This is a genomic window from Mucilaginibacter gynuensis (assembly GCF_039541195.1).
Lineage (GTDB): Bacteria > Bacteroidota > Bacteroidia > Sphingobacteriales > Sphingobacteriaceae > Mucilaginibacter > Mucilaginibacter gynuensis.
In genome coordinates, this window is the sequence record NZ_BAABFT010000007.1 from 109,199 (window position 1) to 134,094 (window position 24,896).

21 protein-coding genes are annotated in these 24,896 nt (G+C 44.5%); 8 read left to right on the forward strand and 13 right to left on the reverse strand.

What is annotated here, in order from left to right:
* Positions 1–70 precede the first annotated feature (70 nt).
* Both ABD894_RS15045 and ABD894_RS15050 read right to left on the reverse strand, forming a co-directional pair.
* Complete coding sequence (locus tag ABD894_RS15045; protein ID WP_345211880.1) at positions 71–436, reverse strand: CoA-binding protein; 366 nt, start codon at positions 434–436, stop codon at positions 71–73.
* Between the two features lie 84 nt (positions 437–520).
* Positions 521–1,429 (reverse strand): alpha/beta fold hydrolase, encoded by a 909-nt coding sequence (locus ABD894_RS15050; RefSeq protein WP_345211881.1) that lies wholly within the window; start codon positions 1,427–1,429, stop codon positions 521–523.
* Between the two features lie 237 nt (positions 1,430–1,666).
* On the opposite strand from ABD894_RS15050, the gene ABD894_RS15055 reads away from it, so the two are divergent.
* Both ABD894_RS15055 and ABD894_RS15060 read left to right on the forward strand, forming a co-directional pair.
* Positions 1,667–2,962, forward strand: coding sequence for a glycosyltransferase (locus ABD894_RS15055; RefSeq protein ID WP_345211882.1), 1,296 nt, complete (start codon positions 1,667–1,669; stop codon positions 2,960–2,962).
* Between the two features lie 130 nt (positions 2,963–3,092).
* Positions 3,093–3,968: an alpha/beta fold hydrolase gene (locus ABD894_RS15060; protein ID WP_345211883.1), complete on the forward strand. Its 876-nt coding sequence runs from the start codon at positions 3,093–3,095 to the stop codon at positions 3,966–3,968.
* 69 nt (positions 3,969–4,037) lie between these two features.
* On the opposite strand, the gene ABD894_RS15065 is transcribed toward ABD894_RS15060, so the two are convergent.
* The 8 genes from ABD894_RS15065 to ABD894_RS15100 form a co-directional block, all read right to left on the reverse strand.
* Positions 4,038–4,685 carry a response regulator gene (locus tag ABD894_RS15065; RefSeq protein ID WP_345211884.1) on the reverse strand — a complete coding sequence of 216 codons (648 nt, stop codon included), beginning with the start codon at positions 4,683–4,685 and terminating at the stop codon, positions 4,038–4,040.
* A 43-nt stretch (positions 4,686–4,728) separates the two neighbouring features.
* Positions 4,729–7,770, reverse strand: a complete 3,042-nt coding sequence (locus ABD894_RS15070; protein WP_345211885.1) for a ligand-binding sensor domain-containing protein — start codon at positions 7,768–7,770, stop codon at positions 4,729–4,731.
* A 188-nt stretch (positions 7,771–7,958) separates the two neighbouring features.
* A complete protein-coding gene (locus ABD894_RS15075) occupies positions 7,959–8,894 on the reverse strand; it encodes a DMT family transporter (RefSeq protein WP_345211886.1) in 936 nt (311 codons plus the stop codon).
* A 10-nt stretch (positions 8,895–8,904) separates the two neighbouring features.
* A complete protein-coding gene (locus ABD894_RS15080) occupies positions 8,905–9,780 on the reverse strand; it encodes a helix-turn-helix domain-containing protein (RefSeq protein WP_345211887.1) in 876 nt (291 codons plus the stop codon).
* An 81-nt stretch (positions 9,781–9,861) separates the two neighbouring features.
* Positions 9,862–10,770 carry an alpha/beta fold hydrolase gene (locus ABD894_RS15085; RefSeq protein ID WP_345211888.1) on the reverse strand — a complete coding sequence of 303 codons (909 nt, stop codon included), beginning with the start codon at positions 10,768–10,770 and terminating at the stop codon, positions 9,862–9,864.
* Positions 10,771–10,957: 187 nt separating this feature from the next.
* Positions 10,958–12,001, reverse strand: a complete 1,044-nt coding sequence (locus ABD894_RS15090; protein WP_345211889.1) for a hypothetical protein — start codon at positions 11,999–12,001, stop codon at positions 10,958–10,960.
* A 17-nt stretch (positions 12,002–12,018) separates the two neighbouring features.
* Positions 12,019–13,071 carry an LLM class flavin-dependent oxidoreductase gene (locus ABD894_RS15095; RefSeq protein WP_345211890.1) on the reverse strand — a complete coding sequence of 351 codons (1,053 nt, stop codon included), beginning with the start codon at positions 13,069–13,071 and terminating at the stop codon, positions 12,019–12,021.
* Positions 13,072–13,076: 5 nt separating this feature from the next.
* The gene (locus ABD894_RS15100; protein ID WP_345211891.1) at positions 13,077–13,451 is read right to left on the reverse strand and encodes a DoxX family protein; all 375 of its coding nucleotides are present in this window, start codon (positions 13,449–13,451) and stop codon (positions 13,077–13,079) included.
* A 489-nt stretch (positions 13,452–13,940) separates the two neighbouring features.
* On the opposite strand from ABD894_RS15100, the gene ABD894_RS15105 reads away from it, so the two are divergent.
* Positions 13,941–14,210, forward strand: a complete 270-nt coding sequence (locus ABD894_RS15105; RefSeq protein WP_345211892.1) for a winged helix-turn-helix transcriptional regulator — start codon at positions 13,941–13,943, stop codon at positions 14,208–14,210.
* An 89-nt stretch (positions 14,211–14,299) separates the two neighbouring features.
* On the opposite strand, the gene ABD894_RS15110 is transcribed toward ABD894_RS15105, so the two are convergent.
* Positions 14,300–15,199: a helix-turn-helix domain-containing protein gene (locus ABD894_RS15110; RefSeq protein ID WP_345211893.1), complete on the reverse strand. Its 900-nt coding sequence runs from the start codon at positions 15,197–15,199 to the stop codon at positions 14,300–14,302.
* Between the two features lie 726 nt (positions 15,200–15,925).
* Here ABD894_RS15110 and ABD894_RS15115 point away from each other — a divergent pair.
* The gene (locus ABD894_RS15115) at positions 15,926–17,152 is read left to right on the forward strand and encodes a DEAD/DEAH box helicase (RefSeq protein WP_345211894.1); all 1,227 of its coding nucleotides are present in this window, start codon (positions 15,926–15,928) and stop codon (positions 17,150–17,152) included.
* Here ABD894_RS15115 and ABD894_RS28185 read toward each other — a convergent pair.
* Complete coding sequence (locus ABD894_RS28185) at positions 17,112–17,471, reverse strand: MBL fold metallo-hydrolase (RefSeq protein WP_425562965.1); 360 nt, start codon at positions 17,469–17,471, stop codon at positions 17,112–17,114. The genes ABD894_RS15115 and ABD894_RS28185 overlap by 41 nt on opposite strands.
* Positions 17,472–17,930: 459 nt before the next feature.
* On the opposite strand from ABD894_RS28185, the gene ABD894_RS15120 reads away from it, so the two are divergent.
* Genes ABD894_RS15120 through ABD894_RS15130 form a run of 3 tightly spaced genes read left to right on the forward strand, consistent with a single transcriptional unit; the run spans position 17,931 to position 23,395 of the window.
* Entirely contained in the window at positions 17,931–19,445 is a 1,515-nt protein-coding gene (locus ABD894_RS15120) for a glycoside hydrolase family 32 protein (RefSeq protein ID WP_345211895.1), read from the forward strand.
* An 18-nt stretch (positions 19,446–19,463) separates the two neighbouring features.
* Complete coding sequence (locus ABD894_RS15125) at positions 19,464–21,797, forward strand: LamG-like jellyroll fold domain-containing protein (RefSeq protein WP_345211896.1); 2,334 nt, start codon at positions 19,464–19,466, stop codon at positions 21,795–21,797.
* Positions 21,798–21,802: 5 nt separating this feature from the next.
* Positions 21,803–23,395 carry a glycoside hydrolase family 172 protein gene (locus ABD894_RS15130; RefSeq protein WP_345211897.1) on the forward strand — a complete coding sequence of 531 codons (1,593 nt, stop codon included), beginning with the start codon at positions 21,803–21,805 and terminating at the stop codon, positions 23,393–23,395.
* A gap of 98 nt (positions 23,396–23,493) precedes the next feature.
* Here the strand turns inward: ABD894_RS15130 and ABD894_RS15135 are convergent, their stop codons facing one another.
* Positions 23,494–23,799 carry a helix-turn-helix domain-containing protein gene (locus tag ABD894_RS15135; RefSeq protein WP_345211898.1) on the reverse strand — a complete coding sequence of 102 codons (306 nt, stop codon included), beginning with the start codon at positions 23,797–23,799 and terminating at the stop codon, positions 23,494–23,496.
* Positions 23,800–24,001: 202 nt separating this feature from the next.
* Between ABD894_RS15135 and ABD894_RS15140 the strand changes: the two genes are divergently transcribed.
* Positions 24,002–24,805, forward strand: coding sequence for an HAD-IIA family hydrolase (locus tag ABD894_RS15140; protein ID WP_345211899.1), 804 nt, complete (start codon positions 24,002–24,004; stop codon positions 24,803–24,805).
* Positions 24,806–24,896: the final 91 nt, after the last annotated feature.

A 24,896-nucleotide genomic window follows, 5' to 3' on the forward strand; every position in this document is an offset into this window, starting at 1 on the left:
GGTACTTATCAGCAGGTAACCGGCCAGTACAATTGAGTTATAACTTACCTTTAGCCTCTATCCGGCCTGATCAATATTGACCTGTAGCCAAAAGAACAAGCGTACATGCGTTCTCAACGGCAATGCCTTGCTCTTGGGCCAACTCTTTCAGTTCTTCGTTCTCTGCTCCGGGATTAAAAATGATCCGTCTGGGTCTGGTTCGTAGAACATAGTCGTATAATGCAGTTTGATTATGTGGGGCGACGTAGATCGTGATCGTATCTATGTTGACGTGGATCTTGCCGGGAAGTTCAATGGGCGTTCCGGCTACAACGCCGTTAGAATGGCCGATGTTAATTATGGTATGGCCGTGGTCCAACAATCTTACAGCGGCCTTATAGGCATACCTTTCTTCGTTGCTACTTGCACCTAAAATAATGGTTGTCAAATTTTTCATATGATAAGATTTAATGTTAAAAAAGAAACAGGCACTGATAATCAGAATGCCTGTTCCATTTGATGTAAAATCGGATCTGATGCATTAAGATTTGGCGAACTTTTCAAGCTCGGTGTTGAATTTGTCCAATTCTTCTACGAACAAGGCGTGTCCGCTTTTCTCAAATTTTACGATGTAAGAGTTTTTCAGGCCTTTGTGCAATTGCTCGGCGAAAACGAAGTCACACAATTTATCCTGGGTACCGTGGAAAATGGCTACCGGTATTTTGATCTTGGCCAGTGAAGGACGCAGGTCAAGGTCACGCAGTGCCATGATGGCGCGTGCAGTTGCATAAGGTGAGGCATCAGCGCTCATGTTGACCAACCAGTTGGCAGTAGGGGCCGGCAAACTGGTCTCGGTAGCGCCGAAGGCTTTACCAAAACCTCCGATCACTTCCTGCCTGTTGGTCTCTAAGTTCCTGATCAGGCCGGCTGCACCGTCATCGGTAATACCGTAAGGATAGTCAGCGCGTTGTTTCCATGATGGTGCTGCTGCTCCGAATAAAGCCAGTTTGCTGATGTGGGCGCCGTTATATTTGGCTGCATAGTGGGTCACCACTGCGCCGCCCAGCGAAAAGCCGCCCAGTACGGCTTTTTCTATTTTCAGTTTTTCCAGCACTACCTTAATATCGTCTGAAAAGGTGTCGAAGTCGTATTTGCCATAAGGCCTGTCTGACTGGCCGAAACCTCTTAATGATATGCCGATCACACGGAAACCTTTATGAACGAAATACTGGTATTGGTACTCGTACATCGAATCGTTCAGCGGCCAGCCGTGGATCAGTACGATCGGCTGCCCTTCGCCAAGGTCGGTCACGTGCAGCTTTACATTCTTTTCTACTTCAATATACTCGTCACGGCCTGCAGATGCAGGTGTTCTTTTGGTCTGAGCATTTACACTTTGGCTGATGATCATTGAAGCGGCCAGGGCGATAGTTGAGATAAGTGTTTTCATTGTCTTAAGTTTTGTGGTTTTATGTTTTTTTGTTAATTGTTATTGTCGTTTGACATTACAAAGGTGCGCACTACACCGCAGCCAGGGAATGCACATTTGGCTGAGTGTGATGGAGATTTTTCCCAAAAGCGGAAATTGAAGACCACCTATAGTAGCTGCCCGATATTGGGGATGGATAAATTCCTGTTAAAAGGAGAATTTTGCATGAGAATATTTAGTATCAAATCAATAAGCAGGATGAAAGACGAACTCAGCGGAAAAAGAATATTATTTGCGAATGTTCCGACGGATGGGCATTTTAACCCACTCACCGGATTGGCAAAAGAGTTGCAGAAGAGCGGATGCGACGTACACTGGTATACTTCCAAAATATTCGGCAACAAGCTTGAGAGATTAGATATAGTTCACCACCAGTTCACTACAGCTAAGGAACTTAACGGCCAAAATATCCAAACGGCTATTCCGGAATTTAAAACAGCAACAGGCCCCGAAAAAGGGAAGCTCTATCTCAAGAATCTTTTTATTGACCGGGCTGAGGAATATTTTGAGGACATATCAGCCATTTATAATAGTGAATTCCGATTTGACTTAATTGTTGCTGACGGCATGTTTTCGGCGCTGCCCCTTGTTAGATACAAACTTGGCGTACCAGTTATCGCGGTAGGCGTCGTGCCTCTGATCGAAGATTCAATTGACACCGCGCCTGCAGGCAGGGGGCTACCCCCCGCCTATACGGATGAACTACGACAACATTATGCAGACCTGTATAAACAGAAATACAGGTTAATTGAAGATTTGATCGTCAAATACAGATCAGATCTTAATAATTATGGTGTGAAGATAAAGGGATCCTTTATTTTCGATTCACTAGTTAAAGAAGCTAATATCTATTTACAAATAGGTACGCCGGGCTTTGAATATAAGCGCAGCGACATGGGAAACAACATCAGATTTGTAGGTGCACTAAAGCCTTACAAAGCACCAGGTAATCAAATGTCATGGTTTGATGAACGGCTGAATAACTATAAAAAGATAGTACTCGTGACCCAGGGAACGCTTGAAGGTGATGTGAACAAATTATTGGTGCCGGTGCTACACGCTTTTAAATCTAAAGACATATTGGTAATAGCAACCACTGGCGGAAGCGGAACAAAAGAGCTCAGGGAGAAATATGGCGCTGAAAATATAATAGTTGAAGATTTTATACCATTCGACGATATAATGCCTTATGTATCTGTATTCATAACGAACGGTGGTTATGGTGGAACTATTCTAAGTATCAGCTACGGAGTACCTATGGTTTGCGCTGGTGTGCTAGAGCTTAAAAATGAGATCAATGCACGGGTTGAACACTTTGGATTAGGAATCGACTTGAAAACCGAAAGTCCGACCCCGCAAGCCATCTTTGCAGCAGCAAATTTAATCATGAAAAACCCTTCTTATCGCAACAATACCCTAAAGCTTAATGAGGAGATGAGGAATTATAATAGTCTTGATTTATGTAAACAATCCATAGAAGAATTGCTAAGATGAATTGTGTTCCAAGTGCTTATTCGATATTATGGCGAGGGAATTTAACCAATATCGAAAGTAATTAAGGAAGGGCCAGACAGCAATTGATAGCGCTGCAAGTATTTAAAAATAAGATAATAACGACAACATCATGAAAAGATTAACTCACCTGTTCTGTATCGTACTTATTCTTGCGACAACCGCCAAAGTACATGCGCAAAATTTTCGTAAAATGATGGATACTACCCATTACGGACGTAATAAAGCCGTTGGTAAATATGCAGATATACGAGGTATCAGGATGTATTACGAGGTATACGGTAAGGGGGAACCATTATTAATTATTCATGGCAATGGTGGCTCTATCAATAACTTCCTGTACCAGATACCTTACTTTGCGAAAAAATACCAGGTGATACTGGCTGACAGCCGCGCGCAGGGAAAAACCATTGACCATAAAGATTCCTTGAGCTACGAGATGATCTCCGACGATCTTGATGCACTTTTAGATCACCTGCGAATTAAAAATGCAAATGTCATCGGCTGGAGCGATGGCGGAATCGAGGGCTTGTTATTAGCGATCAACCATCCGGACAAAGTAAAAAAACTTGCAGTAACAGGCGCCAACCTTCGCCCGGATACAACAGCAGTAGACCCGTTTTTACAGAAAATGGTGATGGATGCATATCACAAAGGTGTGGATTCATTAAAAACAATCAATCAACCAGCAGTAGCTTTAAAAGATCATTTAAAACTGCTGCATTTATTAACTCATGAACCCCATATTAAGATCGAGGATCTGAAGAAAATTACCTGTCCCGTATTAGTCATCGGCGGGGATCATGATGTGATCAATACCCGTCACACGTTAGAGATATTTGAGAATATCCCCAAAGCTTATTTATGGATAGTTTCTGATTCGGGACATGCCACGCCATTAAATTACAAAGACCTCTTTAATAAGGTCGTCGGCGATTTCTTGAATAAGCCATACCGCTCAATTGAAAAGACAGACCGGTTAAATTGAGTGAGGTTCCGTGCTCATTTAAAAGATGTTTAGGCTATGATCTTAAATTAAAATAGCCTTCGGCAGCTATCAAACAAGCTTCTGATGTATCGCTTTAGCTACTACTTCTGTGAGCGATGCTACGTGTAGCTTTTCATAGATATTTTTCATATGACTGCGCACTGTTTCATAGCTGATACCAAGATCATGGGCAATCATTTTGTAGCTTAGACCGTTTACAAGAGCGGTAAGGACCTCTTTTTCACGTATGGTCAGTTTATAATCATCAATCGCATCTTGCTTTTTTCCTTTATAGCCTTGCTGCAAAAGATTTAAAACCCGTCTGGCGATGGAAGGACTCATTGGGGATCCGCCGCTTTGTAATTCTTTTATTGCATCCGTCAGGGAATTGGTCAATTGATTTTTTAATATATATCCGGAAGCACCGGCACAAATAGACTCGAACACCCGCTCGTCATCCTCAAACACCGTTTGTATAAGGATCTGAATATGGGGAAATTCTTTTGTTAATAATTTCACTGCCTGTATACCGTCAGTTCCAGGCATTTCAATATCCATTAAAATGACGTCAGGCCTCGACAACAGAACGTCCTGCACACAATTCTTTGCGTCACTGAATGTCCCGGCCATTTCAAATGCAGGATCTGTATTCAGTAGTAAAATGATACTGTTGCGAATGTTCTTGTTATCATCAAAAATTGCTACCCGTATGCTCATATTGATCTTTGGTTGTTAAGGGTTATTTGTAGAATTGCCAAGGTCAGATGTTAAATACAACAGAGATCCGCGTACCATGATCCGGTCTGCTGTTCCAATACAATTCGGCACCGAGTTCCTTTGCCCTTGAACTGATATTGGTTAAACCATTGCCTTCAAATGTGGAACGGGTATCTGAACTGGTATCAAAGCCAGTTCCATTATCCTCGATCAGCATTTCAATGACATAATGATGAAGGCGTATATCAACATTTAATTGACTACAGTCCGAGTGTTTAATGGCATTGGTGATAGCCTCTTTAATGATAAGGTAAAAGTTCTTCCTTGCTGACATCTCAAGTGTGAGCTTATGAATCTTAGCATCACAGCTAAATGTAAATTCTATGTTTTGGGCGGCGCACAATGGACGTGCATAAGATTGGATTTTTTGTATGATGCTGCTCACCTGATCATTTTTCGGATTGATCGCCCATACGATGTCTGCCATTTCAACAATGGTCTCACTTGCTGTACAACCAATGATCGTGAGCACTTCTGTCAACTTTTCTGGCTCCTTTTGCAACTGATAAACCTTCGCCACTTTACTATATACCGCTATGCTGCTTAGGGTTGAACCGATCTGATCGTGAAGATCCTGTGCGATCATATTGCGTATAGATTGCCGCTTCAGATATTCATTGATCCTGTACCGGTAGACCAGGTAAAGTAACCCGGTTATCAAGATCCCGGCAGCTACAAAAAAATACCATCGGCGGTAAAACGGCGGTTCTATGGTGATCGTAAGTGTCTTGATCTTATCGGTTTTATTCCCTTCCCAATTCGATGCTTTTACCTTAAAAACATATTTCCCGGGGGGCAAATTTGAATAGCTGGCAAAATTTTGGCGGTCAGCAACAATCCATTCGTTGTCAAATCCATCCAGCATGTAGGCAAATTGCACATGGTTGCTGTTATATTCAGGGGCAGCAAATTCAATGGAAAAATAGTTCTGAGTATGGATCAGCTTTATTTCTGAATGGTTGAGGAGTTGGCCATAAGACTTATTAAAGATTTTAAAGTCAGTAAAGTAAAGATTTGGCTGACTGGCTATTTTCGAAACGGCGGCGGGATCAAAAGTCACATAGTAATTTGTCCCGCCCGCATACAAAATACCATTGTTGTCGCGGTATATGTATCCTTTTATACCGCCATCATCCTTAACCTCCGGTAGATCGTAGCAGCTATATACTTTGTTTAGAGGACTATAAGCATGCAGGTGGCCATTCGACACCATCCATACGTTTCCATGCCTGTCTGTTTGAAGCCCTTCGGTCAGGTTATTTGACCCGTTGATATGGTCGAATGAAAAGTGCTTAGTGTCGAAGTGATGAAGGCCTCCCCCGTAGGTACTTATCCATAAGTTACCCGCGCCATCCTCCTTTATATCATAGATAGTTTTACTTGCTGTAAAAGAACGGTTATCAGATCGCCCATCAATGTATTTTATTGGTTGGCCGGTTTGCTGCCATTTGCCCAACCCGTGATGCTCTGTTGCGATCCAGATACTGCCGGCCTGGTCACGGTATAACTTTTTAACCGCATTCTCAATGACATCAAAATCGTCGGTATTTCCTTTTAAATGATCCGGCCTTAACACCCATTTTTGCTTTAGCAGATCATAATAGGTTAAGCCTGTCCCATTGGATGAGACGATCAATACCGGATGATGATCTACGCTGTCACTTATGATAGAAGTGATCCTAGAACTGGATGGCTTTTTCATGATGGGATCATGTGTTGAATCAGACAGCCTCGATAGCTTGTCTCTTTGTCGGTCATATTTAAATATCGATTGGTCTGTGCCTATATAAAAAACGCCATCTTTTCCATTGAAAAACTTGGTCACAGCCAAAGGAACACCACGGTAAGAAGTTCGCCTGAACTTGAACTGCCCGGTCTTATGCTCTCTGATGTATATGCCGTTATTCGCAGCTATCCAAAGATCCTCGTGGTCATCACGATAAAAATCATTGATCTCTACCGTTTTCCCGTTCGCATTGGCAGGAAGATAAAATTTCTGGAAAGGCGAATAAACCGGATCGTATATGCTGAGACCATTGTTTGTCCCGATCCAGATAATGCCTGACCGGTCGGTGACCAGGGTATTTACATGGTCGCTGGCTAAAGCGCCGTTGTTTTCTGAATGTCGGTAGGCAGTAAACTTTCCACTTTCTGGTTCCAGAACGGTGACACCGGTTTCTCTCCCGGCCAGCCATAAACGGTTGTTTTTATCCTCTGAGATAGAGACTACTTCACTGTTAAGCGGCAGCATCTTGCTATACTTATTTTCCCGTGACCTTCCTGGTATCGCGGCGCTTTGGAAAACTTGCAATCCGTTTTCCCTTGATGAGAACCATATCCGTTTTTTTGAGTCTATAAAAGCTGTGTTGACCGATCTGTATGCCGATCTTTTATCATCACTTTTACAATATTGCTCTAACACTGACTTAAGCGTTATCGTATTAATTATTAATGGGGAAGTACCTTCCCGACTGACCAAAAGCTGACCTTTATTAAGAAGTTCTATGGTCAATATTTTCCGTCTATTGCTTGGATCTACGCTCTTAAACTCATGTAGTTTTTTATTGAATCTAACTAAGAGGTTGCTTCCGGTTACCAGCCATAAGTTTCCGTTTCCGTCATCAACCATCTTGTCTATACGGTTGTCCGGTAAAGAGCCCGGCTGTTTCGGATCATGCCGGTATTGTCTGAATTTACCTGCAGCAGGTAAACGATGATCGTATCCTGTCAAACCGCCGTCAGCTGTAGCGATCCATAATATACCATGTTCGTCTTCATAAAGATCCGTAATGATATTACCGGAGAGCGAAGCGCTGTCGTCGGGACGGTTCCGGTAGATAGTGAACGAACGCCCGTCGTAACGATTGAGGCCATCTTCTGTACCTAACCAAATAAAGCCCCGTTTATCCTGTACGATACTGTTCACCTTGGCGTGAGACAGGCCGTGTTCCGGACCAAGGTGCCTGAAAAACAATTTGGGTTCAGGCCCATTGATCGCCATAGTTGATTGACTACCAATGATCATGGCAAAGCACATCAGTAATACATTACGGAATGTATACCTTAATAAGGAATATGTTTTTTGTCTGATCACGATTACCTAACATTATAAATCTCACCGAATTAAATCGATCCAAAATTAAACCCATGGCGATGGCCCATCTATCCCCAAATGCGGGTAGATTGTGAAGACTCCTCTTAAGATCTTTATGCTTAGTTTTTCAGGCTATGAAGTGTCATGCCCAGCATGACAAGTGCAATTCCTGTTATTCCGTAGATGTCGGGCAGGTCACTGCCCAGGAATATGACCTCACCAGCAAGCGCAAAAAGCACTTCCGTTGATTGGGTTGCTTCGACCGCTGCTAATTGTTTTTCATTTTTTCGCGCAAGATCAGTGGCAGAAAAAAATAATGCGGTTGCCATAACACCGGAAAATAAGGCAACGATGAATGTTTGTAAATATTGATCTTTAGAGGGTATAGCCTCCCCCGCGCTGATCTCATATAGATTGAGCATGATCCAAAAAGGCAGGCTACAAAGGGTCATTCCAAGCACCCGCTGATAAACAGTTAACCTGCCGTTGGTAAGCTGCATCATTTTCCTGTTGCCCAAAGGATAAGCGAAGGCTGCTACGAGCACGGGAATGACACCCTTCAAAATACTTTTAGCCGGAAGCGCCTCCGCATGCCTGACCTGCATCACAATGATACCCAACAAAATGATCCCCGAGAACAAGGCTGACGATCTGAACGTTTGCGGGCTTCCGGTTACATTACGATTGATCAAGGGGCTAAGAATAATGCCCGCGATGATCGTAAACTGCCAGGTACTGGCAAGCAACCATGAAGGTGTATATGCAGCGGAATAGGTAAGCGGCGCATAAAAAAGCCCAAAACCAACTGTACTCCAAATGATCCATTGAAGAAGATTTTTCTTCATCTCCCGGAACAACAGGCTGAGACCGTTCTGATACCAAACGATCAGCACGAAGAACGGCAGCATCCAATAGAAACGCAGCGAAGCACTCCATATCCAGCTCCCTCCATGAAGGGCCATTAAACGGTTAACGATAAATGTTACTGAAAAAAGAAGCGATGCAGCAAGACCCAGCCATAGCGCTTTATTTGAGGGCGAAATCATTGTATTCATTTTAAGAGGCCTAGGATGCTTGTTTGACAGGCGTGTTCATCAACAAATAACTTTCTCTGAAGCCTGAAGGCGAACGATCTGTCTTGATCTGAAAAATGCGGCTAAAATAGGCCGGGTCATCATACCCCAGTTCATAGGCGATCTCTTTAGCGGTTCTTTCCGTATAGACCAGTAGGCGTTTCGCTTCGAGTATGATCCTGTTTTTGATCACCTCACCAGGTTGTGGGAGATTGAGGCGTTTAAACTTATGGGTTAATGTCTTTGGTGCCAGATGCATCATTTCTGCATAATCTGCTACCGAGTGCTTTTCCTTGTAAAATACCTCGACCAATTGCACGAACTTCCTGAAAATCTCAAGGTCTTTATTTTCCACCGGATCATCTTCGTTCACGAATCGCTGCCGCCAGAAACGGGTGGATTTGATGAGCAACTGCTTTAAATAAGTGCGCAGCATTTCTTCCTGTGTCGGGTCCTTCAATAGAAATTCGTCATTGATCTGTCCGATCATGTAATGAATAAATGCAGCCTGCTCATTCGGTACAGGTGTCAGTCGCATGCGATTGAACTGACTGAAAAGCAAGCCGTCACAAGCTACCTGTTTATCGTTCAATTGGATGCAGTAAAAATCGCGGTTATAATATAGTAGGAAAGCCGAGCTGTCAGGTATGCTGTCGATGCGCAACAATTGATCCGGACTTATGAAAACCAGTGTAGGGCTTGTGGTCGCGAAGCTATCGATATCCACTTGGATATTAACCCCCTTCGGTATAAACAAGATCCGGATAAAATTGCTGTAAACATCTGTGTTGATCAGGGCCAATCCCTGAGAATCCAGCAGAACTGTTCCAATTACTTTCAGGCCGGTATCGTATATATTATTTTTCATGATGAAATCGTATCCTTAAAAATAGCTGAGGTTTCAAACTATGGCCTGCGGGCTCATTCCTGCAGGTCATAGTCTGGTGCATTAAGATCTGGCAAACTTTTCAAGCTCTGTGTTGAATTTGTCCAATTCTTCTACGAACAGGGCATGTCCGCTTTTCTCGAATTTTACGATGTAAGAGTTTTTCAGGCCTTTATGCAATTGCTCGGCAAAAACGAAGTCACACAATTTATCCTGGGTACCGTGGAAAATGGCTACCGGTATTTTGATCTTGGCCAGTGAAGGACGCAGGTCAAGGTCACGCAGTGCCATGATGGCGCGTGCAGTTGCATAAGGTGAGGCATCAGCGCTCATGTTGACCAACCAGTTGGCAGTAGGGGCCGGCAAACTGGTCTCGGTAGCGCCGAAGGCTTTACCAAAACCTCCGATCACTTCCTGCCTGTTGGTCTCTAAGTTCCTGATCAGGCCGGCTGCACCGTCATCGGTAATACCGTAAGGATAGTCAGCGCGTTGTTTCCATGATGGTGCTGCTGCTCCGAATAAAGCCAGTTTGCTGATGTGGGCGCCGTTATATTTGGCTGCATAGTGGGTCACCACTGCGCCGCCCAGCGAAAAGCCGCCCAGTACGGCTTTTTCTATTTTCAGTTTTTCCAGCACTACCTTAATATCGTCTGAAAAGGTGTCGAAGTCGTATTTGCCATAAGGCCTGTCTGACTGGCCGAAACCTCTTAATGATATGCCGATCACACGGAAACCTTTATGAACGAAATACTGGTATTGGTACTCGTACATCGAATCGTTCAGCGGCCAGCCGTGGATCAGTACGATCGGCTGCCCTTCGCCAAGGTCGGTCACGTGCAGCTTTACATTCTTTTCTACTTCAATATACTCGTCACGGCCTGCAGATGCAGGTGTTCTTTTGGTCTGAGCATTTACACTTTGGCTGATGATCATTGAAGCGGCCAGGGCGATAGTTGAGATAAGTGTTTTCATTGTCTTAAGTTTTGTGGTTTTATGTTTTTTTGTTAATTGTTATTGTCGTTTGACATTACAAAGGTGCGCACTACACCGCAGCCAGGGAATGCACATTTGGCTGAGTGTGATGGAGATTTTTCCCAAAAGCAAAATTTCACCTTATGCCTTTACCAATTTTTAAAAGATAAAGGCATAAGAAGCAGCTTCAATTTGTGTTCCTATAGAAGCGTTCAAGCTGCTCAACCCGATGTTTTACTGCCGGTGACGACATGGGCTCAAAGCGATAATCCTGCCTACCGTTTTTTGTAACCACGACCTGAAATGGTTGGTGCAGCACTTTTGTCAAGTGATAAATGGTCAGCAGCTCAGCCAGATCTTCGTGCCAGCTGGCTGTTGAGTATAACGAAACAAAGGGCATTTGGGCAAGACCTTTATATACACGCTCCGCCTCGTTAAGCGCGAACCGACGTCCGCTTGGTCTAAAAATGCTTTTGGCGGCCAGCGAGTCCGCGAACTGCCAGACGGGCAAGCGAAAATTTCCCCATATATTTTTAGCAAACTTATCCCTGAACTGATTAGCTACCGGGCGGCCCTGTATGGTATCTGTGCTGAGAAGGCCGACAGATCCGTCCACAACATGAGTGCCTTCATGAAGCATGACGTAAGTTAATGCACTTAACAGGCCCGCCTGAATTGAAATTGATATGGTCGAGTCGCCAACCGCAAAGCAAGTTCGTTCTTTTCCCGTTACCCAGTCGGAAATGCTTTGATGAAGGATACCAGCACGGAAAGTGATATGATAAAGTTTTGCACTTTCTTTGTTAGTAATTGGAGCGGTTAAAGCAGTATTGGGCATATTATCTAAAAAGCTGATGCTTTTTAAATGCTGTTTCAATACTCGCCGGTGTAAAGGCGGAAGCGCGGCAACAGCAGCAGCAACAATGTTAATCTCTTCTTCAGTCAGTATATGCGCTGTTGGTGACATACCGGCATCACGGAACATCTTGATCACACTGTCAGGCGTCTTTTCAATGCGTTTTTCTAACGGTTGATCCGGATCTAAACCATACTTTTTTTGAACTGATCGCAAGATCTTGGTATTATCAACTTGCTTACCCCTTTGCGCAAAGCTTTGTGAGGCAAACTGGCTTAAAATAAAAAGGCAGCTAAGAAAGCAGATACGTGATTTTTTCATGAAAATGCGATATTGATGGTGGTAGATAGAAAACAGATGTAAGCTAAACTCCATTTTTATATATTTATTTATTATTTTTTATCGATTAGCTTTCTGACTTCGGGAGCTACTTTGGTTGCTACCAGTTCGATAGATCGGGCAAGTTTATCAAAAGGTAGACCATTCATATCCATTTGCAACACATAGCGGTCGTGATCAAATAGCTCATACTGACGCATTATTTTATCGATCATCTCCTGCGGGCTTCCTATCGTAAGAGCCGTATCGGGGGCCGTCATTGCTTCAAAATCACCTCTGCCTATATGGTAATTTACACCCCGCAGCTTTTTCATTAGGTAAGCCATTGAATGGGAGAATGCTCCGTACATTTCTTCTCTGGCTTGTTTTGATGTTTCACCGACATAACTATGGCTGGAAACTGCTATTTTTAAGTCATTGACATCGTGACCTGCTTCGGCTGCTGAAGCTCTGTATATGTCAACTAAATGTTTGAATCTCTCGGCCGGGCCACCCAAGATCGCCAGGTTCATATGAGCTCCGGCTTTACCAGCTCTGGCTGCACTATCGGGAGAGCCGCCTACACCGATCCAAATTGGAATAGGTTTTAACGGGCGGGGTTCAATTTCTGCATCAATCAATGGACTACGAAACTTACCTTTCCAATTAACTACCGCATTATTGTTCAGTATATTGAGCAGTTCCAGTTTTTCAGAAAACAAGGCATCATAATTATTCAGATCGAAGCCAAAGAGAGGGAAGGATTCAGTGGTAGATCCTCTGCCTACAAGTATTTCCGACCTACCGTTTGATAATAGGTCTAATGTTGAGAACTCTTCAAACAAACGTACCGGGTCTTGTGTGCTTAATACGGCTACAGCCGTACTCAACTTAATGTTTTTAGTAACTTGTGAGATAGCTGAAAGTAACACCACCGGGGCAGACAGTACAAAGTCGGCAGTGTGGTGTTCTCCGATCCCTATCAGATCAAAACCTGCATCATCTGCAAGTCTGGCAGCCTCAACTATCTCTTTTATCCGTTGGTGCTGTGGCGTTTTTACCCCTGTTACAGGGTTAGGAACAATGTCCCCAAAAGTGTAAAACCCAAATTCAAATTTCTTATCCATGTCAATTATTGAATTTTATTCAGCAGTCTCTGTCTCAGTTCAGGAAAACGGATGTACGCAGTTAACCAGAGTATAATCTGAACGGCCACGGCCATTGCGATCGGTTGATGATGTTGCAAATGGGTAACGATAGCACCTCCCATATAAGCGATCAAAAGAAGCGATCCTAATACCCCGGTTCTTGGAGTAATGAACAGTACCAGCGAAACGATCTCAATTATTCCAATAAATTGGTAAATCCTTGCATCGATACCAAAAGATGCCGCTTGTTTTATTGCTGTCTCATTTAGGGTCAGCTTCAAAAATGCACTTAATGTGAAAATAAGCCCTAAAATGATCGTAAGTATTAATCCTGTGATTCTAATTGCTTTCAGTGACATATTTTCTGTTTTTTGTTTTACAAATTCTTGCTGTTTTCTGATCCGATAAGTTTAGCTCATCGTGTGCTTATTGAGTTGAAATATTTTTTACTATCGACCCTGTGACGATATCCACTATGCCCGGTTCAAGTCGGGAAATATGTCCAGCTTTAAGCTGACGCAAATTTCCAAACAAGTACTATACATTTGTTATGTGTTACAAAAAGGATAGTAGTTACAAAAAGAATACTATATTTAAATTGGCTTAATAATGCTGCGATGTCATTTCACTAGTAAAGTGGATAAGGATCATTGGGTATAGCCTTGTTGTTCATTGCAATTCCATGTTTTGGATCGATGTCCCGAACGTTGAATGAACACTATGCCTTAGTCAGGTCATACACATAGAACAGTATTAACAAAAAGATATTAAATGATGATACACTCAGCAAAAACGTGCAGTAAAGCTAAAATGGCAATAAGAGACACTTTGGATGTTGTTGGTGGAAAATGGAAATTGGTCCTGATAGCCGTTTTGAGAGGCGGAAGCAAAAGTTCAATGAGTTGGGCCGGGAGGCAGATATTTCTCCGCGTATTCTATCCAAAGAATTACAGGAAATGGAGATGGACGGTTTAGTCAACCGGGAAGTGTGCGATACAAAGCCTGTAACTGTTCAATATTCATTGACAGAGTATGCTGATACTTTGAACGAGGTTTTGTTCGCTATGGAAAAGTGGGGTTATTCGCACAGGCAGCACAATACCTCAGGAGATCTTTGATCAAAGAATCATTAACAGATAGACAGTTTTGTTCAAGCAGGCTGTTCGCTGCTTTGTCAGCGATACGCTATGCATCATTTAAACAATATCTATGCTTCTGATAATAAGTGGGGATCTCCCTTTGGGTTATTATTTTGTCCCAGGAATTTAGTTTTGAATGCTGAAGGCGAGTCCCCGGTTTTAATGTAAAATAAACGGCTAAAGTAGGCCGGGTCATCATATCCAAGTTCATAAGCAATTTCTTTAGCCGTCATGCTCGTGTGCACCAGGAGTCGCTTGGCCTCTAAGATAATACGATTTTTAATGACCTCGTTCGGCGGTGGCAAATTCATTCTTTTGAATTTGTGCGTTAGTGTTTTAGGTGCAACGAGCATTAGATCCGCGTAATCAGCAACGGTATGTTTCTCTTTGTAATGCGCTTCTACCAGTTGGGTGAAGTGACGAAAAGCTTCCGGGTCGTTATTTTGATCTGTTAATACTCCTTCAAAATGCTGCTGCTTCCACAACCGGGTTGATTTGATGAGTAATTGCTTCAAATAAGTGCGAAGCATCTCTTCATGGGATGATTCTTTTAACCTGAATTCGCTTTCGAGCTGGGTAAAAAGATAATTGATAAAGGTCGCCTCCTCCTCAGGTACGGCAGTCATCGGCATGTTATTGATATTATTGAATAATAAGCCATCGCAAGCTACCTCTTCGTCATGTATCTGGATACAATAAAAATCCCTGTTGTAAAATATGAAATAGCCAGACTCTGTACATAAACCTTCAATGCTTAGTACCTGATTAGGGCTGATAAAGAACAGCGCCGGCCCCTCGGTATCATATACGCTGAAGTCTACTTTAATCTTACAGCCTTTTGGAAGGTAAAGTGCTTTGATATAAGCCTTATAAGAATCGGAATTAATTAAATTCAGACTCTCTCCGTTCACGTGAAGCAAGCCTATCGTTTTAAGGCTGACATCAAAGATATTATTTACAAAAGCCATATAATAGGTTTAATGTTGTGGTCAAAACCGATAAAGTGACACTTATTGAGACCATTTTTTTGGATGCCTGGAAATCATAAACTGCCGTCGAATAGCCATTTCCTACACACATTTAGCCCTATTCTTAGAGTTATTTTATTCCGTGGTATTTTAGTAGACCCCTGGTCAATCACTGTAAAAATATGAAAACCGTCTTACTACGGTGACGAATATATACTATCCTTTTTGTAACTACTATTCGTTTTGTAATAAATATCAAACGTCATGAACTTGCTAGCCTACTTAGTAAAGTTATCCACATCCCGCCAACAAATTCATAACAAAAATAGCCTATTCAGGACGAAAAATTTGTGCTGATTTGTAACCAAAACATCGTAGCTTACTGATATCCAACTACGAATTACTTTCTGGATGCAAAAGTAAAAACTGCCTCATATTTTCGAGAAGGGCTTTCAGCATATACAAGCTTTCAGCCAAATCTGCATTGGCAAGGTGAGGTCAACGCATATTTTATGGTGCTGGATATATCCCGGTGAACAATTGCGTTGCTTTATGAGATTAAAATAGAACGATGTCAAAGCGCGACTTTTCGAGATGTATCGATTGTAAGTGAAATCGATAGCAATCAATTGTAGATACATGGACTGGTGTACTGTATATGATTTCGAAGTTATAGCTCAAAACATTTAATGTTATATTTAGGTCCAATTTAACCTAAGTATTATCATGAGCTACTTTTCCGATAACTATAGCAAAATTAATTATCCTATTAGTGATTCAAAGCTAAAAGGGCTACGCAATGCGCAAATAGGTGCGATTCATGCTATCGGTTCTCAATTCACCCTCTTTCCTAATGAGCCAGCATTGGTTATTATGCCGACGGGTTCAGGAAAAACGGCGGTTTTGAACTTATCGGCTTATTTATTAAGAGCAAAGCGCGTATTGGTTATTAGCTCAAGCGTTATGGTTCGCGGTCAGATTGCCAACGAATTCGGCACGCTTAAAACTTTGAAAGAGTCTAATGTTTTCCATAAAAACCTTGCCCTGCCGAAGGTCATGGAAGTTAAATCACCTATTAAAGATTTAGAGACGTGGAAGAATTTCAAGGTATTTGATGTCGTGGTAGGAATACCGAATAGCTTAAATGAAGGTATAAATGACAATTTTAAACCGCCTGTAGATCTTTTTGATCTTGTACTTGTCGATGAATCGCACCATGTCCCTGCATATACTTGGACAAATGTTGTTCAAGCATTTCCAAATGCTAAAAAAATATTTTTCACAGCAACACCATTTAGACGAGATAAAAAGGAGATAGATGGCAGATTGTGCTATAACTACCCCCTAACGAAGGCTTTTGAAGATAAAATCTTTGGTGAAATAGGGTACTATCCGGTAATTACAAATGACCCTGATCCCGATTTAGCCATCGCAAAAGCCACTGAAAAAATCTTCAACGAGGATAAAGCCAAAGGGTTTAATCATGTTCTAATGGTAAGGACAGAAACCAAAGATCACGCTGAAGTTCTAAACGTGTTATATGCGGAACACACTGAATTAAGATTAAAAAAAGTCGATAGCACTCAAACTTACCGTACAATCACCAAAACGATAGAGAAGTTAAAGGCCGGAGATTTGAATGGCATTATTTGCGTTGATATGCTCGGCGAAGGGTTTGACTTCCCAAATTTAAATATAGCTGCTATTCACAAGCCTAAAAAATCCTTGGCTAATACATTGCAATTCATCGGCAGATTTGCAAGAACAAATGCCGAGAATATCGGTGAGGCAAAATTTCTGGCAGTGCCCAATGATATCGAAATTGGTAAAATGATGCTTTACAAAGAAGGGGCCATTTGGAACGATATTATTAAAGATTTAAGTGAGGGCAAAATTCTTGAAGATGATAAGATTAAACCTTACGCCCCTGAATCAGATATTCAATGGCATTAATATGGTCCGCGTGAAAATGTGAAATAAAAAGAATGTCGATCGTTTCGCCCTTTCTGACCGAAGAATTTATTTTGACCTTCCTTAATTTGGACGTTAAAGTACTCGACCCGCAATCAAAAACGATCCTGTAAGGCGTTTGTGTTTCTGTAAAGGTTTCACTGAAAAAAGAGCCCTGACCAACCGGATGGAAAATTCGCTGCATGATGAAGATGTTTAGGTGATAAGTGTATGCTAAAGTAGCAAGGTTTATCTTAATCTCCAAAGCGGTGCGCCAAGGCTTTAATATAAAACAGTTTATTAGGTCGTTAACTCGGGTCATTTTACTGAATTCCTTTATACAGCTGACAGAAGCCCGGCCGCAAATGCCTCAAATCTACCTTGCGGACGCGCTTACTTACATTGACAGGGTATAGCGTTATGCTGTTTTTGAAGGCCAGCAAGAGTGAACGGGCTTGTTGCCGTATATCATGCAGATTTTCTTGTGGCGGGAACAGTCCACCCTTTGTAACTCCATCCTGAATGTTACAATAAAAATCTGTGTGCAGGCAACTCCAGCTTGATATGATACAATTTTGAATGTTTTTGACGGGATTTTAAACGCCTAAAACCTGACCAGACGATACCTTGCAGCCTTTAAACCAATCAAAGACCTGTATGAAAATTTTAATGCTGCTACGAGCGATCGCGTTTTTTGCGCTCCCGGGATATCACGTTGAAAAAGTTCGGCCTGTTTATTTGCTGATAAGAAACCAATAATTACCACTTTATAAAATACATTATGTTGAAAGTACTCAGTTGCATGGCCATGGTCGGCCTCATGCCCTTATTAAGCTGCGCGCAGCAGCGCCCCCAGCCAAGCACGGAAAAACACCGCCCGCAGATTCACTTCACGCCGGAAGAGAAGTGGATGAACGACCCGAACGGGATGGTCTATTACAAAGGAAAATATCACCTTTTTTATCAGTATTTCCCCGGCGGCACGAAATGGGGGCCGATGCACTGGGGGCACGCGAGCAGCAAAGACCTTGTTCATTGGGATCGCCTGCCTGTTGCGTTGTACCCCGACAGCCTCGGCCTGATCTTTTCCGGCAGCGCTGTCGTTGACTCGCTCAATACATCGGGCTTCGGAAAGGACGGTAAAACGCCGCTGGTTGCCATATTTACCCATCATGATATGAAAGGAGAGCGGGCGAAACGCAACGATTTCCAGAATCAAAGCATCGCCTACAGCCTTGACGAGGGCCTGACCTGGAAAAAGTATGCTGGTAATCCTGTGCTTAAAAACCCGGGCATCGTCGATTTTCGCGATCCGAAGGTGAGCTGGTATGCCGAGCAAAAGAAATGGATCATGACGCTGGCTACGAAAGACCGTATTACTTTTTACTCGTCGCCTGATTTAAAAGACTGGAAGAAAGAAAGCGAGTTCGGCGAAAAACTTGGTGCGCATGGCGGTGTCTGGGAATGCCCGGACCTGTTCCCGCTGATGCTGAACGGCAAGAAGTACTACGTATTGCTGATCAGCATAAATCCAGGGGCGCCAAACGGCGGTTCGGGCACCCAGTATTTTGTGGGGGATTTCGACGGAAGCAAGTTTACGCCGCTACAGGAAGAGACGCGCTGGATCGATTATGGAACGGACAATTACGCAGGTATTACCTGGGCGAATACCGGGAACCGCAAAGTTTTTATCGGCTGGATGAATAACTGGACCTACGCGAACGAAGTGCCTACCGAATCATGGCGCGGGGCAACTACCATCGCCCGCGAGCTTAAACTGTTCAATGACAAAAATGGCATCAGCTTAAGTACTGAGCCGGTGAAGGAACTCGCAGTGCTGGCGAAAGCTACAATTAATTTGCCAAAGGCGGTTCGTGCCGGCTTATCAAAGCCGCTGAACAAAACATCGCTTAGCGGTCCGTATAAGCTGCAATTGCAAACCAACGGCCTGGCGTCCTTCTCTGTCGTGTTGTCGAATACGGCGAAAAACAAGCTGGTAGTAGGATATGACAAAGCCGGTAACAGGTTTTACATTGACAGGAGAGCGGCCGGAAATAATGACTTTAACAAGGAATTCGCTAAAATTCATTACGCACCCCGCATTAGCGCTGGAAAAACCATAAGCCTGACGCTTTATGTAGATGTCGCTTCGGTCGAGCTGTTTGCGGACAATGGATCGAGCGTAATGACGGATATCTTTTTCCCTGAAAAGCCGCTTGGTCTGATCAGTGTACAGGCCCCGGCAGCATTGATTTTAAAAGATTTTAGCTACACACCGTTAAAAAGTATCTGGTAACCTAAAAAGACAAGATATATGAAAAAAATTGCTGCAGGATACCTGCTGGCATCCGCTGTGCTTTTATGTGCCGGTCTGCCGGCGAAGGCGCAGAAGGGCAACGGGCTTTCCGCTGTCTGGAGCTTTGATGAAGCTTCCGGGAAGCTGGTAAAAGAGCATGTCACCGGTCAAAGCGATTCCGTGCACTCCGTTTTCAACAGCGTGGCACCGTTCCAGGATCCTTTAAAGAGAAAGGGGATCAAAGGAGAGGCGCTGGTATTCGATGGAAGTACGAATTATATAGAGGTTGCCGAAAATGGGCCGAAGGTGCCACAGAACGGTTTTACGATCAGTGTTTGGATAGCGCCCAGGGCGTTCGAACATGGCGACGGCGGTAAGCTTTCTGCCATTATCAACAAGCAGGACAAATCTGCGAAAGCCGGTTTCGCTCTAGGCATGTTCCGGCACGGTACCTGGTCATTCCAGGTAGGCACCGGGGAAGAATGGATAGAGGTCTGGGATGAAAATCACCTGTTGCCGCAGGCGAAATGGTCTTTCCTGACCGCCACGTACGACGGCAATGCCGGGAAAGCATCAATTTATTTAAACGGTGCGCTGGTTTCTCAAAAATTCACGGAAAAAAACAGGCCGGTAAAGGAAGCTGCCGTTCCGTTGATCATCGGAAAGCACAACCAGGCCGAACTGTTTGACGGGCGCGGGCCCTGGCGACTGAATATGTTCAACGGCCTGATGGATGAGCTGCTGATTTTCGATCACGCGCTTTCAGACGCAGACGTGAGCCGCTACTACCGCGACTATCTGGCAGATCACGGGAATAAGGTGCCGCAGATCGCGTTCAGGGATATTAAGCTTGACCGAAGGCAGTACCTGAACGATCCCGAACGCCCGCAATATCATGCGATCCCGCCGGGACACTGGATGAACGAGCCGCATGCGCCGTTCTATTATAAAGGCAAATATCACCTGACCTATCAGCACAACCCTACAGGGCCTTTCTGGCACCAGATCCATTGGGGCCATTGGGTGAGTGACGACCTTGTTCACTGGTATGACGCGCCTGAAGCCATATCGCCGCGCCGCGATACGGTTGCGCCCGATGGTATCTGGTCCGGCAGCGCTTCATTTGACAAAAACGGTAATCCGTTCCTGATCTATACCTTCGGTAACTGGAGCAAGACGCTCAACCAGGGTGTCGCACTGGCCTTCCCGAAAGACATCAGCGATCCCGACCTGAAAGAGTGGATACCTGGTCCTGCGACCACGGTTGTCCAGCGTAAAGACCAGGGGCTGCAGGGCGAATTCCGCGACCCGTTCGTTTTCCGCGATACAGAAACCGGTAAGTGGATCATGTTGGTCGGTTCAGGCATCGAAGGAAAGGGAGGAACAGCGTGGTGTTATGAGTCATCGGATTTAAAGGACTGGGACCTGAAAGGGCCGTTCTTCCAATCTAACTACGAAAAATATCCTTTCCTGGGAAGTATTTGGGAACTGCCGGTATTCCTGCCGATCGGCAAATATAAGAACGGTGAGACCCGCTATGTAATGATCTGCAGTCCGAAAGGATTAAAAGAGAATGTGGAGATATATTACTGGCTTGGCCGTTATGACCGTGCCAACTATAAATTTATCCCGGACGAAGAAGAACCGCAATACTGGGATTATGGCATCAAAAGCAATATCGGCCCGAGTGGTATGATCGATCCGAAGACAGGCCGTGCACTGATCTTCTGTGTTGCCGCCTGGGCGCAGGGGCCAGGCTGGGCGAATTGCGCAAGCCTGCCAATGCATATCTTCCTTAATGAAAAAGGAGCGCTGGGTGTGAAGCCTATAGTCGAGTTAAATTCGCTTCGCGAGAAGCAGCTGTTGTCGTTAAAGAACAAAAGCCTGTCCGATGTGAACAACGCGCTTCGCAATATCAAAGGCGATATGCTGGAAGTCGAAATAGAACTGGAGTCCAGATCGGATAAGTTCGGCATGCTGGTGAGATCAACGCCGGACGATCTGGAAAATACTTTTATCTTCCATGACCAGGCTGCCAAAAAATTCGGCATCGACCTTAGCAAAACTTCGTTAAAGCAGCGCCGCATTAAAGACCCCTTGTCGGGTACGGACAAACGTGCCGACAAGATACGCCATTTCGACCTTGGTGGTCAGGCGCTGAAACTCCGTATATACCTGGACAAAGGTCTTATTCAGGCTTTCGCTAATGACAGTAAGATGGCTACCAACTGGATTCATCCGACGCGCGCGGATGCGCAAGGTTTGAAAGTGTTCGCTTCGAACGGCGAAGCTAGGATAAAGTCGATCAAAATTTGGCAGATGACGGCCAGTTACCCTAAAAATGAGCCATAACATATATGAAAGCATTAAAGATTTCCGCCTTAATTTTTTTGAACTGCGTATTCGTGGTCGGCGCCTCCGGCCAGTCACCGGTCACGGTGGCCGGACTGTTAAGCGATATGATCGATCCTGATGCTGTGGCCAGCTGGCCGCAGCATTCATTTCAGGTGAAACAAGCCAGCAGCTATGACCGCCGGTCCGTAGCTCCCGATACGGCAGGATGGGGCGCAAACGCGGACCAGGGGCAATATATCCGGACCGAAGAAACCGATGGACGGAAGGAACAGGTCATGCTGGATGCGGACGGTCCCGGCGCGATCGTACGGTTCTGGCTGACGACGTTTAAGCGCAACGCGACGATCAGGATCTATTTCGATCATAGCAAAACACCTGAACTGGTTATCCCGGCTTATGATCTGATGAAAAGCGGCCTGCCGCTCGGCAAGGCTTTGCTGAATCCTCACTCTTCTTACCAGGCAATCGAAAAAGGAGGCAGTACGCTTTACCTGCCGCTTCCTTTTGCAAAACATTGTAAAGTCACATTGGAGGACAGGGATACAGATCCGAAACAACCGCGCTATTACCAGATCAATTACCGGGTATATGCATCCGGAACCAGGGTTACTACTTTTAGAAAATCGCAGCTTAGATCATTGACGACTTTACTGGCTAAGGTTGATGCCAGCCTCTGGAGGCCGCCAACAAGGCAGGGAAGGCCAACAGGCGGGGTCAAAAGTATTTTGCCGGGCCAAAGTTATTCACTTAACCTGCCCGGCGGAAACCGTTCAATCCGTCAGCTTGCGATGACACTTAAAGAAAGCGATAAAAAAAAATACGCGCAGGCACTTCGTTCTACGGTACTGAAGATAGTCTTTGACGGCGAACAGACGGTCTGGTGTCCGATCGGTGACTTTTCTGGCAGCGGGGTTGGCGGAAAGCCAATTCAAAGCTGGTACAGGAAGGTAGATGCCAAGGGAACCATCATTGCCAGATGGGTGATGCCATACCGGTCGACAGCAAAAATAACCCTGGAAAACCTCGGTGAGGAAGCCGTTAATGTCGACCTCGCGGTCACCACAGCAAGCTGGAAATGGACAGACCGCAGTATGTATTTTTACACCGGATGGAAACAATCGCGGGAGGTTCCCATTACCCATGAAGAGGAAAAGGTAAAAGACTGGAACATGAGCACGATCACCGGCAAAGGCGTTTATCTGGGTAATACGCTGGCCGTTTATAATCATATGCACGTCTGGTACGGGGAAGGTGACCAGAAGATATGGGTGGACGATGATAAATTCCCCAGTGAATTCGGTACCGGTACAGAGGATTACTACAACACCTCATGGGCTCCGGTCGTGCTGTACCAGACACCGTTCGCGAATGCCCCCAGGGCGGATAATGAAGATTCGTTCGGCTACAATACCTTCACCAGAACGCGGATACTGGACGGCGTACCGTTCCGCAGCAGCTTTAAGATGGATCTGGAGATGCTCGGCTGGAAAACAGGATCGGCAGATTTTGCTGTGACCACCTATTGGTATGGATTCAAAGGCAACGCCTTTAAAAGCGGACCCATGAACGGAGAAGCGGCAGCGACCTTACCATAATATACCTTATCCAACATACTTCAATACTTCAGGGAATGGTCGTTTACGACCATTCCCTTTTTTGTTTAATAAAAGACCGGCGAAGACCCGGATGTCTGCTAATTGCCCGGTGCATGCGGACGGTTAAAGATCAATATCTGTTTTACTTTTTTTATGAATTTTGAAAAACCGTGAAAACTGATCACGGTACCGTATTTGGGTTTTGGCATGAGTATAAAAGGTGATATTTCCAGGATTTCGGCAATCTCGTAAATTCGTGTAAGGGTAATTTCGGACTCATCCCTTTCCATTTTTGAATAAGTCGACTGCGAGATATTCAGTTCGAAGGCCATATATTCCTGGTTATAGCCTTTGATAGTGCGTTGAATGCGGATCATTTCACCAATTTTTTTTGTGTTTTCCATGTTTTGTAAATAAGATTATTCCGCCCGGCAGGGAAACGGTTAACACCAAATTAACAGTTTGGGTATTTTCCCGAAATCCGAGGCCGGCAATGATAAAATATTGTACGCTTTTGAAATAAAATCGAAGAAGCGCGCGGGTTATTCGGGATAACTTGGCTCAGAAAACAAGTCCGGTCGGACTTTTCATTTCCCCTTAATTTATATGGAAAAGCAAATAGCAGCAAACAAACTTAAACAAGGACTCCTGATCGATATGGACGGCGTTATTTACAGCGGAGAGCAATTGATACACGGCGCAGACGCCTTTATCGGTTATCTGATCAGTCAACAAATACCGTTCGCCTTTATGACCAATAACAGCCAGCGTACCCCCCAGGAAGCGGTGGATAAGCTTAAGCGGATCGGCATCGACGTCGGCGTGGAACATATTTATACGAGCGCTATGGCGACCGCCAAATTTTTGAGTGATCAGCATCCGCAGGGAACCGCCTACGTACTGGGCGAAGGCGGACTGCTGTCCAGTCTGCAGGAACACGGCATCAGGCTGGTAGAGGCAGACGCCGAGTTCGTAGTATTGGGAGAGGGGCATAATTTTACGTTGCCGATGGTACAGAAGGCGGTCGACATGATCCTCGCTGGTGCGAAGTTCATTACGACCAACCGTGACCCGTCGCCGAGGAAACCGGGCTGGAACAACCTCGGCATTGCGGCGACGACGGCCATGATCGAAGAAGCGACGGGACGAAAGGCTTTTGTTACGGGCAAGCCCAGCCCGGTCATGATGCGGTCGGCAAGAAAATTCCTGGGACTGGAAACCGCCGGTACTACCGTGATCGGAGATACGATGGAAACGGATATCAGAGGCGGTGTACAAATGGGATATAAAACCATTTTGGTATTGTCCGGAATTTCCAATCAGGAAAGCCTTCAGCATTATGCCTATAAACCTGACCTGACCGTTGGATCGGTCGAACGTGTCAGCCTGCCTTTGAAATGGTGGGTATAGCAGGGTAGCCGTTGGTATGGCGGACCCGTTTTTATGCAATCTCCGGAGCGATCCCGCCGGGACGGTCGCCCGGGGATGTTTTAATTAACGG

Excerpts from the sequence above, each read along its gene's own strand:
- ABD894_RS15045 (WP_345211880.1), bottom strand. The coding sequence starts at position 436 with ATGAAAAATTTGACAACCATTATTTTAGGTGCAAGTAGCAACGAAGAA.
- ABD894_RS15050 (WP_345211881.1), bottom strand. The coding sequence starts at position 1,429 with ATGAAAACACTTATCTCAACTATCGCCCTGGCCGCTTCAATGATCATC.
- ABD894_RS15055 (WP_345211882.1), top strand. The coding sequence starts at position 1,667 with ATGAAAGACGAACTCAGCGGAAAAAGAATATTATTTGCGAATGTTCCG.
- ABD894_RS15060 (WP_345211883.1), top strand. The coding sequence starts at position 3,093 with ATGAAAAGATTAACTCACCTGTTCTGTATCGTACTTATTCTTGCGACA.
- ABD894_RS15065 (WP_345211884.1), bottom strand. The coding sequence starts at position 4,685 with ATGAGCATACGGGTAGCAATTTTTGATGATAACAAGAACATTCGCAAC.
- ABD894_RS15070 (WP_345211885.1), bottom strand. The coding sequence starts at position 7,770 with ATGATCATTGGTAGTCAATCAACTATGGCGATCAATGGGCCTGAACCC.
- ABD894_RS15075 (WP_345211886.1), bottom strand. The coding sequence starts at position 8,894 with ATGAATACAATGATTTCGCCCTCAAATAAAGCGCTATGGCTGGGTCTT.
- ABD894_RS15080 (WP_345211887.1), bottom strand. The coding sequence starts at position 9,780 with ATGAAAAATAATATATACGATACCGGCCTGAAAGTAATTGGAACAGTT.
- ABD894_RS15085 (WP_345211888.1), bottom strand. The coding sequence starts at position 10,770 with ATGAAAACACTTATCTCAACTATCGCCCTGGCCGCTTCAATGATCATC.
- ABD894_RS15090 (WP_345211889.1), bottom strand. The coding sequence starts at position 12,001 with ATGGAGTTTAGCTTACATCTGTTTTCTATCTACCACCATCAATATCGC.
- ABD894_RS15095 (WP_345211890.1), bottom strand. The coding sequence starts at position 13,071 with ATGGATAAGAAATTTGAATTTGGGTTTTACACTTTTGGGGACATTGTT.
- ABD894_RS15100 (WP_345211891.1), bottom strand. The coding sequence starts at position 13,451 with ATGTCACTGAAAGCAATTAGAATCACAGGATTAATACTTACGATCATT.
- ABD894_RS15105 (WP_345211892.1), top strand. The coding sequence starts at position 13,941 with ATGGAAATTGGTCCTGATAGCCGTTTTGAGAGGCGGAAGCAAAAGTTC.
- ABD894_RS15110 (WP_345211893.1), bottom strand. The coding sequence starts at position 15,199 with ATGGCTTTTGTAAATAATATCTTTGATGTCAGCCTTAAAACGATAGGC.
- ABD894_RS15115 (WP_345211894.1), top strand. The coding sequence starts at position 15,926 with ATGAGCTACTTTTCCGATAACTATAGCAAAATTAATTATCCTATTAGT.
- ABD894_RS28185 (WP_425562965.1), bottom strand. The coding sequence starts at position 17,471 with ATGACCCGAGTTAACGACCTAATAAACTGTTTTATATTAAAGCCTTGG.
- ABD894_RS15120 (WP_345211895.1), top strand. The coding sequence starts at position 17,931 with ATGTTGAAAGTACTCAGTTGCATGGCCATGGTCGGCCTCATGCCCTTA.
- ABD894_RS15125 (WP_345211896.1), top strand. The coding sequence starts at position 19,464 with ATGAAAAAAATTGCTGCAGGATACCTGCTGGCATCCGCTGTGCTTTTA.
- ABD894_RS15130 (WP_345211897.1), top strand. The coding sequence starts at position 21,803 with ATGAAAGCATTAAAGATTTCCGCCTTAATTTTTTTGAACTGCGTATTC.
- ABD894_RS15135 (WP_345211898.1), bottom strand. The coding sequence starts at position 23,799 with ATGGAAAACACAAAAAAAATTGGTGAAATGATCCGCATTCAACGCACT.
- ABD894_RS15140 (WP_345211899.1), top strand. The coding sequence starts at position 24,002 with ATGGAAAAGCAAATAGCAGCAAACAAACTTAAACAAGGACTCCTGATC.